Annotated in this window: 10 protein-coding genes; 3 read left to right on the forward strand and 7 right to left on the reverse strand. The window is 66.2% G+C overall.

What is annotated here, in order from left to right:
• Window positions 1-45: 45 nt before the first annotated feature.
• From H8F24_RS06320 to H8F24_RS06335, 4 genes are read right to left on the reverse strand one after another with little or no spacing between them, the layout of a single operon-like run.
• Window positions 46-837 (reverse strand): putative 2OG-Fe(II) oxygenase, encoded by a 792-nt coding sequence (locus H8F24_RS06320; protein ID WP_231598147.1) that lies wholly within the window; start codon window positions 835-837, stop codon window positions 46-48.
• Complete coding sequence (locus tag H8F24_RS06325) at window positions 827-2,617, reverse strand: glycosyltransferase family 39 protein (protein WP_197171461.1); 1,791 nt, start codon at window positions 2,615-2,617, stop codon at window positions 827-829. Before H8F24_RS06325 ends, H8F24_RS06320 begins: the two co-directional genes overlap by 11 nt.
• Complete coding sequence (locus H8F24_RS06330) at window positions 2,614-4,770, reverse strand: glycosyltransferase family 39 protein (RefSeq protein ID WP_231598148.1); 2,157 nt, start codon at window positions 4,768-4,770, stop codon at window positions 2,614-2,616. Before H8F24_RS06330 ends, H8F24_RS06325 begins: the two co-directional genes overlap by 4 nt.
• Window positions 4,771-4,796: 26 nt before the next feature.
• Window positions 4,797-5,429, reverse strand: a complete 633-nt coding sequence (locus tag H8F24_RS06335) for a cysteine hydrolase family protein (protein WP_197157599.1) — start codon at window positions 5,427-5,429, stop codon at window positions 4,797-4,799.
• 77 nt (window positions 5,430-5,506) lie between these two features.
• On the opposite strand from H8F24_RS06335, the gene H8F24_RS06340 reads away from it, so the two are divergent.
• Window positions 5,507-6,916, forward strand: a complete 1,410-nt coding sequence (locus tag H8F24_RS06340; protein ID WP_197171463.1) for a glutamine synthetase family protein — start codon at window positions 5,507-5,509, stop codon at window positions 6,914-6,916.
• Between the two features lie 2 nt (window positions 6,917-6,918).
• Here the strand turns inward: H8F24_RS06340 and H8F24_RS06345 are convergent, their stop codons facing one another.
• The 3 genes from H8F24_RS06345 to H8F24_RS06355 all read right to left on the reverse strand — a co-directional run bounded on the left by H8F24_RS06345 (window position 6,919) and on the right by H8F24_RS06355 (window position 10,770).
• Entirely contained in the window at window positions 6,919-7,905 is a 987-nt protein-coding gene (locus tag H8F24_RS06345; RefSeq protein ID WP_304623210.1) for an RpoD/SigA family RNA polymerase sigma factor, read from the reverse strand.
• Window positions 7,906-8,050: 145 nt separating this feature from the next.
• Complete coding sequence (gene mgtE / locus H8F24_RS06350) at window positions 8,051-9,493, reverse strand: magnesium transporter (protein ID WP_231598149.1); 1,443 nt, start codon at window positions 9,491-9,493, stop codon at window positions 8,051-8,053.
• A 122-nt stretch (window positions 9,494-9,615) separates the two neighbouring features.
• Window positions 9,616-10,770: a nucleotide disphospho-sugar-binding domain-containing protein gene (locus tag H8F24_RS06355; RefSeq protein ID WP_197171465.1), complete on the reverse strand. Its 1,155-nt coding sequence runs from the start codon at window positions 10,768-10,770 to the stop codon at window positions 9,616-9,618.
• Between the two features lie 347 nt (window positions 10,771-11,117).
• Here H8F24_RS06355 and H8F24_RS06360 point away from each other — a divergent pair, with 347 nt between their 5' ends.
• Complete coding sequence (locus H8F24_RS06360; protein ID WP_197171467.1) at window positions 11,118-11,867, forward strand: sulfotransferase family 2 domain-containing protein; 750 nt, start codon at window positions 11,118-11,120, stop codon at window positions 11,865-11,867.
• Between the two features lie 120 nt (window positions 11,868-11,987).
• The gene (locus H8F24_RS06365) at window positions 11,988-12,467 is read left to right on the forward strand and encodes a glutathione peroxidase (protein WP_197157590.1); all 480 of its coding nucleotides are present in this window, start codon (window positions 11,988-11,990) and stop codon (window positions 12,465-12,467) included.

Below are 12,467 nucleotides of genomic sequence, written 5' to 3' on the forward strand. Positions count from 1 at the left end.
AGCTCAACGGCATCGACCTCCACCCACACCGGAGCGCTGGAGGCGTCAGCCGAAACCACCGGGCCGGGGTCGGGCGATCGAGAGCGACACATTCGCTGGCGGCGCCTGGTCAGCCCTGCCTGGCGCAGCGACAGCCAATCCGGCGGCAGCAGGCTGATTCACCGGCCGGGGCACCGCTGCCACGTTGAAAGCCATGGACCAGCGCTCCCCCTCGCCGCGGAAAGGGGCGACCGAATGGGGCTGCCAGGCGGGAAACACATAGAACTCACCGGGCACAGGCAGCACGTAGTGGGCCATGCCGGTGCGGAAGCTCTGGATGTGCCACTCCTCCGGACCGTGGAAGCAGAGCTGACCGTCGAAGCGCTCGCCGGTGATCTGGGGAGGAACCTTCAGGAAGAGCACCCCCGAGAAGCTGCCCCCGTGGGTGTGGGTGGGGTTGTAGTCGCCGGCGCGCTGCACGTTCAGCCACACATCGATCATCTGTAGCCCGTAGCGGCCAGGAATCCAGGGCCCGCGGCCCTGGGGCGGCTGCTGTTCCATCACATGGCTGATCCAGCGGTCGCAGGCAGGCAGGATCACATCGGCGCAGAGCCCAGCCACAGCCGGGAAGTGGGGACCCAGCTCGCGCTGCAGGGCCAGCTGACCGGCCAGCTTCACCGAGGCATCGGTGGTGCCGCGCGGATCGGCCAGCACCTGCTCAGCCAACTGCAGCAGGCCGGTGAGCTGGGCATCGGCCAGGTGGCCCTTGAGCAGATAGCGGGGGAAGAGGCTCTGCACCTCCATCGACAGGTCGTTGGCCACCCGGCCCTGGTCAGCTGAACGGACCCTAACGGCCATGCCCCTGGCCTCCGGCCCGCTGGCGGTGGCGCCGACCCTTGTCAGCGTCGTCGGTGGATCGGCAGCGCAGCAACTGCCAGCCGCCGGCTGCGTCGACAGGCCTGCAGGCCCAGGCGGGCGAAGCGGTGCCGTCCTGGCTGAGCACCCAGGCGCCACCGCCGGGCCCGGCCGCCTGCAGATCCCGGGCCTTCGCCAGGCGGCGGACCGGCAGGCCCGCGTACCAGTTGAGGCTGGGTCGCGCATCCTGGCGCCACATCCCGGCGGCCTCAACCTGATGGCTCTGCAACAGCGCCGCCACCGGCCGTACCGGCCAGGTTTCATTCAGTTCCCATAACCAGAACGGGCTGCAGAACAGGGCCAGCAGGGCCAGCACAGACCCGGCCCCGACCACGGAGACACCCCGGCTGCGGCCCCCAGGAGCACGGGCCCGCAGCAGCAGAGCGCCACCCAGGCTCCAGCCCCCACCCATGGCCAGCAGAATCATCCGCTGGGGCGCCAGCGCTTCCGCCGAAGGCCAGCCTGGTGGCAGCAGGGCCGGGGGGATGGCCGAGGCCAGGGCCAGCAGCAGGCCGGCAATCCCCAGCACCATCCAGAACAGGGGGATGCGGAGCACCACGCTGCGCAGCGGCGGCGCCACGGGCTGACTGGCCGGATCGATCAACCAGGCCAGCAGCGGCCCGCAGACCAGGGCGAAGGGCAGCCAGAGGGGATGGCTGTACCAGGGCAGCTGGGTGCGCAGGGGCAGCACGGTGGCCGCCATTCCCAGCTGCAGCACCAGCAACCAGCGGCCGGCGGCGCGGTGTCGCTCGCGCCAGGCCAGCCCCATGGCAAAGGGCCAGAGCGGCAACCAGGGCCAGCCGCCCTCGAGCACCTCGGTCAGGGGAACACGCCAGCCCAGATCGCTGCCTTCACCGGCCGAGAGCAGCACCCGCCCTGCCCCGTCGCCGAACCACATCCAGGCGGCGGCGCTGCCCTGGGCCAGGGCATGCCAGAGATGCCAGCCCAGCCCAGGCAGCAGCCCCAGCAGCAGGCCGGCGCCGAGCCGCCGCCAGCGGCGCCAGTCCATCGCCCCATCGCAGGCCAGGGCCAGGAGACCCACCGCCAGCACCGGCAGCAGCAGCGGCGCCTTGAGCAGCAGCTGGGCGCTGCCGGCCAGGCCGGCGATGGCGCTCCAGCGCCAGAGCTGCCGCTGCGGCGCCCGCACCTTCAGCAGACTCCACCACAGCAACGCCGTGGCCGAGAGCTGGCTGCCATCGAGCATGGCGAGGCGGCCATGGCGCGCCACCGGCAACAGGCACAGCAGGATCAGGGCCGTGGCCAGGGCGGTGCGGCGCTGGCCCGGCCGCAACTCCCACTGGATCAGGCCCGCCAGGGGCACCACCAGGGTGGACAGCAGGGCCGGCACCAGCCGCACCACCCATTCGGGGGGCAGACCGGAGACCGCAGCCTGGCCAGGCAACAGGCGCCAGAGCTGCACCGCCTGGGCGATCAGCAGATGCAGCCCCGGGGCCTTGTTGGCATAGGACTCGCCCCAGTAGGTGGGCAACAGATCGCCGTAGCGGGGGGCCTGGCTCAGCTCCAGGGCCACCCGGGCCACGATGCCCTCGTCCCAGTCGCGCAAGGGCAGGTTGCCCAGGCCCACCAGGGCCAGCAGCACCGCCACACCCCAGAGCAGCAGCAGGCCATGGCAGAGGCGGATCCGGCCACCATCACCGCGGCCAACACCACCCAGGCCCCCAGCGTCACGGCCGGCAGCAGCAAAGCCCTCGAACACGCTCATGGCTTCTGGCCAGGGGGTGCGTCGGCCGATTGAGCCTTGCCTGGGGGGTCCTTGAGAGCCTGATCAATGCGGGCATAGGCCTGCGGCAGCGTGCGGCGGGCCGAGCCGATCGCCGTGAGATCGCCACCCACTACAGCCGCCAGGTCTGCGAGGCCCTGCAGCACCGGCTCCTGGCCGTGGCGGGGATGGGTGCGGGCCACCTGGCCCGCCGGCCAGGGCTTCCAGTCGATCAGCAACACGGCACTGCGGTAGGCGGCGGGCCAGGGGTTGTCCGGCAGCAGCCGCTCCAGCCGCGCCAGCCACTGCTCCGTCTGCTGCGGCCGCTCCTGCAGGATCGCGAGCAGGGTGAGGCTCCAGAGGGCCTCGATGTCGTTGGGATCGCGGCCAAGGCGCTGCCGGGCCCAGTCTTCGACCCGGCGCTGGTAGAGGAAATGGGCATCGAGCTGGTGCTGGGGCCCGATCGCCTCGAACACCCGCGCCAGCCCCTGCGGGCCATCGGCGAGTCCCGACGCCATCGCGATGAAGCTGCGATCGAAGGGCGGCACCGGCGGTGCGCTGGGGGTTCGGCGCCACAGCTCAACCTGGCGCCCCTTGCTCCAGGGCCACTGGGCCACCCGCTCGAAGCGACCGTCCTGACGCACCTGCCTGCTGAGCTGACGCACCACGCCGCGGCGGTGACCCTGATCGCCCGTGGCCAGCAGCAGCCACTCGGCCCGCTGCAGCACCAGCGCATGGTCGGCGGGGTTGCGGCCGAGGCTGCGGGCCAGCACCTGGCCTCCCTGCAGACGGCCGTAGAAGGTGGCGGTGTGGTCGTTGAGATCGCTCACGCCCGGCAGCACCAGCAGGGTGAGCGGCTGCCCCGGCTGGATCCGGTTGAGCGTGGCCATCACCTGCGGCAACGGCGACACCTGGCGCCGGGCGATCGCGTCTGTCCGAGGCTGGGCAACGGCGGCGGCGGTGGAGCCGAGGCCGGCGACCAGAGCCGCGGCCGCCAGCCGCGGGCCGCCCCGCTGTCTCAGGGCCAGGCCGAAGCTCCACCAGCCACGGGCCAGCAGCAGGGCCAGCAGCGGCAGCAGTGGCGCGATGTAGCGGGGATCCTTGTTGGGGCTGAGGGTGATCAGCACCCAGCCAGACAGGCTGCAGCCGATCAGCCATGGCCATCCCGTCGGCAGTTGGCGCACGGGTCGCCGCAGAGCCGCAAGGGGTTGCCAACGGCGCTGGGGATCGCGCAGCACCGGCAGCAGGCCGACCAGCCCACCGATCAGGGCGATGGCCAGCACGGGCAGTCCCAGCTGCTGGGGCCAGAGCCGCGGATACCAGAGCAGGCTTGTCAGGCTGAAGACGGCCGGATCCCCCTCCGCCGCCGCCGACTCGATCACGGCCCGGTTGGTGCCACCGATCGTGGTGATCCAGTTGTGGTGCAGCCAGGGGAGACAGACCGCCAGCACCACCGCCAGCGCCGCCAGCGCCTGCAGCCGCCGTCCGGGCTGGCCCAGTCCGCGCAACGCCGCCCAGCAGCAGGGCCCGAGCAGCACCAGCAGGGCGCTCTGCTTGACCAGCACTGCCGCGGCCACCGCCAAGGCCGCCAGCAGGCTCTGGCGCCACAGCCCCCCCTGGGGCGCCTGCCAACGACCCAGCAGCCACAGAGCCAAAGTCGTGGTGGCGGCCAGGGACAGATCGAGGGTGAAGACCAGGCGCAACTCAGCCAGGCCGGGCAGCAGGGCGGTGAGGGCCGCGGCCAGCAACCCGAAGCCGGGCGACACCAGCTGCCGCCCCCAGCAGGCCACCACCACCAGCAACAGGCCGTGCCACACCGCCAGGCCGCCGACCGCCTGATCCGGCCGATCCCCCACCAGGGCCATGATGCTGCCGTTCACCAGGGAGGCCAGGGGTGGAATCTTGGGGGAGAGATCCAGCAACCCGTCCCAGCCCGGCCAGCCACCGCCAGGCAACAACCCGAGGGCCCGGCCGTGGTCCACTGCGCTGTTGAGGTAGTCGGCCTCGTCCCAGTCGGGGATGGAATGATCGGCCGCGAGCCAGCTGCGATCCCACAGGGTGGCCAACAGCCAGATCGCCAGAAGGGTGAGCCACCAGAACCAGGCCCTGCGGTGCAGCGGCGGCCGGGGGGTGGAGACGGAGGAAGCCAGAACCAAGCGTCCGTGGTCGCCTCACTCTGGCTTCAAGCCTCCCCCAGCGACACCGCCCACTCCGCCACGCTGCACTGGCGGCCGTAGCCCTGGAAACAGGCCAGGGCGGCCTCATGGCGTTCGGGTGTTTCCGCCTGGCAGGCATCGGTCAGACAGATCACCTGGTAGCCGCGATCGGCCGCGTCCTTGACGGTGTGGTCAATGCACTGATCGGTGAGCAGACCGGCCACGATCAGCTCGCGCACGCCGAGGTTGCGCAGCAGATAGTCGAGCACCGTGGAGGAGAACGGGGAGGAGGAGCTTTTCGGCAGCACGATCTCGTCAGGATCAGGGGTGAGAGGCCTGATCACCTGTGCCTCCCTGGAACCTGGCGCAAAGCCCATGCCGCAGCGCTGGTAATCAAGGCTGCGGTCGCGGCCATCGCGGGTGAGGTTGGCGATCACCGTGTGAATCACCTCGATGCCCTGGTTCCGGGCCAGGGCCAGGGTCCGCTCCAGGCATGGCAGCGTTCTGGCCTGGAAGCGCTCCAGGAAGGCCGGTCGCCGCTCCATCAGCTCGGGACCGCAGGTGCCGTTCTGGAGATCCACCAGCAGCAGGGCCCGCTGGCCGGCCCTGAGTGCGCGGTCAGGAACCGGCGGCCTGGAGTTCAGGGGCGAAGGGGCCATCACGGGCGTTGCGGCTCCGCCCAGGCTGACGAGCGCAGGGCGGCGGCGCCATCCTGAACGTTCCAGCCCGCCCGCCCATGGCTATTCCCGGGAGCCGTCACCCGAGCCTCGCCCAGCGAGCGGAGGCCCGCGCCAGGCTCCTGCTGCCGGAGCTGCAGCAGCGCGGCCTGCGCCAGCTGGCGATCACCTTCGTGAACCACGGCGGCCTGCCCCTGGTCAAAGGGATCCCCCTGGCCCGCCTGCCCCAGGTGGCCGCCAGTGGGGTGGGTTTCTCACCGGTGTCTGATGGCTTCGGTGCCACCGGCGGCATCGATGGCCTCCAGTCCCTGGCCCGCCCGGACGGGGATCTGCGGCTGATCCCGGATCTCGACAGCCTGGTGCTGCTGGATGTCGCGTCGGGCTGGGGCTGGCTGGCCGGTGATCGCTTCGCGCAGGACGGCAGTCCTTACGCGGCTGACCAGCGCAGCTTCTGCCGCCTCCAGGGCGATGCGGCGGCAATGGCGGGCCTGACGGTGAACGCTGGCTTCGAGATCGAATGGGTGGTGGGCAGTCCCAGCGGTGTGGGCGGCTATCTCAGCCCCACCATTGGCGGCAGCCCCTATGGCGCCGACCGCCTGATCGAGGGGCTCGACTACCTCAGCGCGATCACCGCCGCCCTGGACGCCGCCGGCCTTCCCTGGCTCCAGATCCACCCGGAATACGGTGCCAGCCAGTTCGAACTGTCCCTGGCGGCTGCCGATCCGCTCCAGGCCGCCGACCAGCTGGTGTGCGCCCGGCTGATCATCCAGCGGGTGAGTCTCCGCTTCGGCTGGCGGGCCTCCTTCAGCCCGATGGTGTCATCGGAGCGGGTGGGAAACGGTGGCCATGTGCATCTCAGTCTTGAACGCGACGGAGTGCCCCTGTTCGGCGGTGGCAACGGTCCGGGAGGTCTCACCACCCCCGGCCAGGGCGCTCTGGCCGCGCTGCTGGAGCGGCTGCCAGCCTTGCTGGCGATCGCCACCCCGCTGGCGGTCTCCTACCGGCGTCTGGTGCCGGGGCGTTGGGCAGCTCCCTTCCAGATCTGGGGGGTGGAAAACCGGGAAGCGGCCCTGCGGCTGATCCCGGGCGGCCCCGAGGAAAGCAGCCACCTGGAGCTGAAGGTGGTGGATGCCGCCGCCAACCCGTATCTGCTGCTGGGCGCTCTGATGGCGGTCATGGTCCATGGCATCGACCATCCGAGCCCCCTGCCGCCGCCGGTGGTCGGCGACCCCGCCCGCCTGGGGTTGACTGACACCGGTGAGAATCCGGCCGCACCGGCCCGGCTGCCTCGCCAGCTGAGCGAAGCCGTGGAGCACCTACGCCGTGACGACCTGCTCGCCGGTGTGATGGGAGAAGCCCTGCATCACACCGTGATCGAAAGCCGCGAGGCGGAGCTGCGCCGCAGTGCCAATCTCTCGGAAGCGGACCTGATCGCCACCACCTGCTGGTGGCCGCCGATCCAGGCCTGAGCTCAGCAGGCCACGTAGTCCTCCACCGCCTCACTGAGGCGGCGCAGCCCGGCCAGGGCATCGCGTTCGAGATTGCGGACCCGGTCGCGGCTGATGCCCAGGACCCGACCGATGCCGGTGAGGCTCATCGGCTCCTCCACATCAATGCCATAGCGCATCTTCAGCACCCGACCCTGGATCACGGGCAGGCGTTCGATCAGGGCCCGCAGATCGCCGCGCAGGCATTCGCCATCCACCAGCTCTTCGGGCAGCACGCCATCACCGGCCAGCAGGTCGAGCAGTTCGGTGTCATCGCCGTCGCCCACCTTGGTTTCCAGGCTGACCGGCTGGCGGGCCCGGCAGAGCAGCTCCTTGACCTCGTCTTCCGGCAGTTCGACAAACACCGCCAGCTCGGTGACGGTGGGGGTGCGGCCCAGCTCCTGGCTGAGCTCCCGTTGCCCCTTCTTGAGCTTGTTGAGGGTCTCGGTGATGTGGATCGGCAGGCGGATCGTGCGGCTCTTTTCGGCGATCGCCCGGGTGATCCCCTGGCGGATCCACCAGTAGGCGTAGGTGGAGAACTTGTAGCCGCGGGTGGGATCGAATTTCTCCACGCCCCGCACCAGGCCGATCGTGCCCTCCTGGATCAGATCCAGCAGTTCCATGTTCCGCTTGGTGTACTTCTTCGCCACACTCACCACCAGGCGCAGGTTGGCGGCCACCATTCGCTCCTTGGCGCGGCGGCCGTTGTGCAGCCGCCGCTTCAGGACGGCCGGATCCAGACCCGCCGCCTCGGCGAGCTGCAACTGGCTGGGCTTGCTGCCGAGGTTGCCCTCCAGATCGGTTTCGAGCTCCTCAAGCGCCATCAGCTCCTGCACCTGGCGGCCGAAGGTGATCTCCTGCTCGTGGGTGAGCAGTGGCACCCGACCGATGTCACGCAGGTAAGAGCGCACCAGATCGCCATCGACCGGAGCGGGGCGAGAGGAGGGACGACCGCCGGACAGAGGCACCACCCTGGAAGTCGGGGCGTTTTCGAGCGAGAGGGCTACGGACACGGCACAGAACTTCACGTTCCTGTCAGCATAACCTGAAGAACTGTGAACTCCTCTCAGAATTCGCCGCGACGGGGGCTCCGGCTGGATCGGGGCAGCAGCCAGCTCAGCCCTGGCCCATCCAGCTCAGCAGCCAGGAGGCGGTCTGCAGGTAGATGAACACCCCGGCCACGTCGGTGGCGGTGGTGATGAAAGGGGCTGACATCAGGGCCGGATCCAGCTTCAGCCGATCGAACAGCAGCGGCAGGGCCGCACCCGCCGTCGCGGCCAGGGTGGTGATCGCCAGCAGGCTGATTCCCACGGAGAGCCCCACCAGCGGCCCCTCGCCCCGCCACCAGGCCCAGGGCACCACCACCAGCAGCATCAGCAGGCCGAGCAGGGCACCGGCCACGCCTTCACGGACAATCGTGCGCCAGGGACCCAGAGCCTGGATGCGCTGGGTACTGAGGCCGCGGATCACCACGGTGGAGCTCTGGGCCCCCACGTTGCCGCCGGTGCCGATCAGCAGGGGGATGAAGGCCGCCAGGACAACCACCTGGCTGAGCACCTTCTCCTGCATGGCGATCACTTCGGAGGTGAAGCCATTGGCCACCACCAGCACTGACAACCACACCACGCGCCGGCGGGCCACCGTGAACAGGTTGCTCTGGAAGTAGTCGTCCTCATCGCCGGCCTGCACGGCGCCGGCGGCGTAGAGGTCCCGGGTGGCCTCCTGCTGGATCACGTCGATCACATCGTCGACCGTGACGATCCCCACCAGCCTCTGTTCGCGGTCCACCACCGGCACCGCCAGAAAGTCGTAGCGCTGGATCGCCCGGGCCACCTCCTCCTGGTCGGTTTCGGTGGACACGCTCACCACGTCGCGGGTCATCACATCACCGATGCGGTCCTCGGGATCGGCCGTCACCAGATCCCGCAGCGAGAGGATCCCCGTGAGGTGCCGGGAGGCGTCGGTCACGTAGAGGCTGTAGACGGTCTCGGTGTCGCGGGCCCGGCGACGCACGATGTTGAGCGCCTGGGCGGCACTGTGGAATTCCTTGAGATCGATGAACTCGGTCGTCATCAGACGACCGGCCGTCTCAGGTTCGTAGCCCAGCAGCTGCGCGGTGACACGCCGTTCAGCCGGACTCAGCTCCACCAGCAGGCGGCGCACCACCTTGGCCGGCAGTTCGTCGAAGAGCCGCACCCGATCATCGGGCGACATCTCCTCCACCAGCTCCAGCACCTCACTGGAGCGCAGGCGCTCCAGCAGGCTCTGCTGCACGCTCGGATCGAGGTACTCGTACACCTCAATCGCTTCATCCTTGGGGAGCAGGCGAAAGGCCAGGGCCTGCAGGGTCTGAGGCAGCAGGCCGATCGCCTCAGCCGCATCCACCTCCTGCACCGGCTGCAGCAGCAACTTCACGGCGTCGTAGTTGCCGGCCTCCAGCAGGCGCAGCAGCTGCTGCGACACCACATCAGCCAGTGGGGTGCCGTTGGTCGTACCCCCAGCACCAGCCAGAGGGGTGGAAGGACCGATGGCAGTTGGTGCCCCGTTGACCTCACGCATCTGGTAAAGGGGGCATGGGCCACGACAGATTGAGCTTAGATGTCAAAGCATCCACAGCAAGACCTGAAAATCGAATGAAGATGCATCGTCTTTCTACGGCTGCAGCGAGAAGATAGGGGCCGCTAAAGGGAAAGTTCTTGCATGAAAGCTCTGACGTGAGAGTTGAAGTAAGCTCCGTCCAGCATTTCTCTGCGCTCTTTGGGAAACTTGATCCGACCCTTCTTCGCCAAGGCAATAGCAGCTTCGAGTTGTTCTCCGTAGCCAGATTTCGATGGTTTGAGTACAAGGCCAGCGCCAATCTTTTCAGCGGCTCTTGCCGTGAAGATCTGCTCAAGCCCCGTTCCTATCAAGAGCTGCGGAACGCCTGCATGGAGGCATCGTGCAACAGTCTGGCTGCCAGCCATATGCACGACGAGATCCGCTTGGCTGCAAACTTCATCCATCGATGCTGGGCTTTCAAGAAAAATATGGCGCTTGAGTTTGCCCTTCAGGGCATTGCTGGCATCACGTGTATAAATCAGCGCAGGCAGGCCGATCGCTTCCATATCCTCAAGAAATGTCTCCCAACCAGGAAAAATCTTCAGGTACGCAAAGACTTTGAGCCTTGCCGCTGCAGGCCAGGGAGGCAGCGCAATGCCGGGAACATCAGATGGCGGCATGCCAACATAGTCTCCTATGGATCTGGCTCCAAAATAATCAAGCTCTGGAATCGTAGTCAGAAGCTGCTTGTCCATTTGCTCGATAATATCTTTGACATTGGCGATTGCTGATCTCCCGGTCTGAATCAACGCCTGATTGACAACATCCAAAAATGTCCTTTCAGAATCGTGTAGGCGCTTTTTGACGTCTGGAGTCCCACTGGCATTTGGCATGATGCCCACGAATGGCATATCTGTCCTGGGCATGAAGAACGGCCCTCCCACGGTCCACTTCATGCAGGAGTATTCCAGGCTCGCAAGGAGCGCTGTTGGAGAGGCATCGTAGATGACAAGATCGGGATTGACCAAATCAAGAATGGAATACCATGCCTCAAGAAAGCAGCTTAGTTTTTTGGATCTGCCATACCGCACCATCAGCATCTCTGGCCATGAAATCGGCGTGATGGCACACCCCGGCGTTGTCTCGTATGGCGCCTGGAACACGTGGTGAGGCATCGTTTCATAGACAGCCCGAATATTGGCCAGCTCTTTGACGACAAGGCTGACCTCATGCCCTGCCTCCAGCGCCGATTGAACAAATGGTTTCAGCCGTGTGAGATGGCCCAGTCCGCCACCCATTTCCCAGACACATAGGATTTTCAAGATTTATAAGAGGCTTGTACGGCGACTCAGCATAACAACGACCCTCCATGCAAAGCGCCCCGCTGAATCCGGCCTGTGCAGATGTCTTCCGATTCAGCCTGGAAGCTTTCCAGCTCTGACAGGTTGTTGCAAACACTCCAGTTGCTGCAAGCACCCAGAAGGCATCGTCGCCACACCTCTTGATAAGGGGCGAACCGGCGATGACAAGCCAGTGCCAACCTCAGCGTCAGCAAAGTCTATCTGCGAGATGCCGGCTCCCGAAGCTGCGCTGTGTACTGAATCCCAGCGGACTGCAGGTTGAGTGCACGGGCGGCAGGGCCACAATGGCTTCATCGCTGATGAATGAGTCAAGACAGAGCTGGCAGTTACAGATGCGCTATCGTGCCGGAAATCATCGCAATAGCCAGCCGAATAGGATGGGGTATGCCCTGTGCGCCAATGCCAAAGTTATCTATCATCCCGCTCCCAAGAATGCAGGCTCTTCCATGCGCCAGCACCTCTTCCGCATCGACAATGGCAGGTTCTATGAGCCCATGGTGATTAATGGCCTCAGGTTTGAGCTCTACATGATCTATGGCAAGCCAACCTGTTTTGAGCCCGTAGCCGAGTTGAAGGGTTTTGAAAGAATGACTGTGGTGCGTGATCCGATCTCACGCTTTCTCTCTGCCTATACCAATAAAGTATTGGATCCGCACTGGCGCAACCCGAAGAATGCTCAGCATTGTGAATTGCTGGGGCTTCCATTGGAGCCGGGCCTTGAAACATTTATTGAAAACTTGAATGCCTATCAGGACATTCCTGCAATTGCTCACCACATCAGGGGTCAGCGGTTTTACCTGGGAGATGACCTGAGTTACTATGACAAGGTTTTCAGATTTGAGGAGCTAGATTCGGCCATTGAATGGATTAATACAAGGGCTGGGTTGGTGCTGGAATTCCCGCGACTGAAAACCGATGGGCCAAAGTTGCGCAAGCAGGACATCAGTAGCCTTGCGGTGCGTCGGCTCACAGATTTTCTGCAGGATGTTTACGAACTCCTCGGCGGTTTGTACGGCCCGCCGAGTAGCCCCTAGTTTTGAGCCTTCATGGGGCAGAACAGTCTTTGGTGGGGCAGGCCAGCCTTTGGGTTGTCTTATTGCGTCAGTCTACGCTGTCCTGGGATAGTCTTGCTTAGCCTGACGGAATCAACAAGCGTGAGTATCAACATCACTGGGGTGAAAGTCAGAACTGCCAACGGCTCCGAACTCGATCTTGGCGCTCGCCATGGTCAGGTGCTGCTGATTGTCAACGTGGCCAGCCGCTGTGGCTTCACGCGCCAGTACGCCGGTCTTCAGGCCCTCCAGGAGCAGTACGGGGCTCAGGGGTTTGCCGTCCTGGGCTTCCCCTGCAACGATTTCGGCGCTCAGGAACCCGGCAGCCTGCCGGAGATCCAGCAGTTCTGCTCCACCACCTATGGCGCCAGCTTCGAGCTGTTCGACAAGGTGCATGCCACCGGCGCCAAGACAGAGCCCTATGCCACCCTCACCCAGGCCGAACCTGCCGGTGATGTGGCCTGGAACTTCGAGAAGTTCCTGATTGGCAAGGACGGCACAGTGCTCGCCCGCTTCAAGAGCAACGTGGAGCCCGATGCCGCTGAACTCACCGCCGCGATCGAGGCGGCCCTGGCGGCCTGA

Origin of the sequence: Synechococcus sp. CBW1002, assembly GCF_015840915.1 — a bacterium.
In the GTDB taxonomy this organism is placed as follows: Bacteria; Cyanobacteriota; Cyanobacteriia; order PCC-6307; family Cyanobiaceae; genus CBW1002.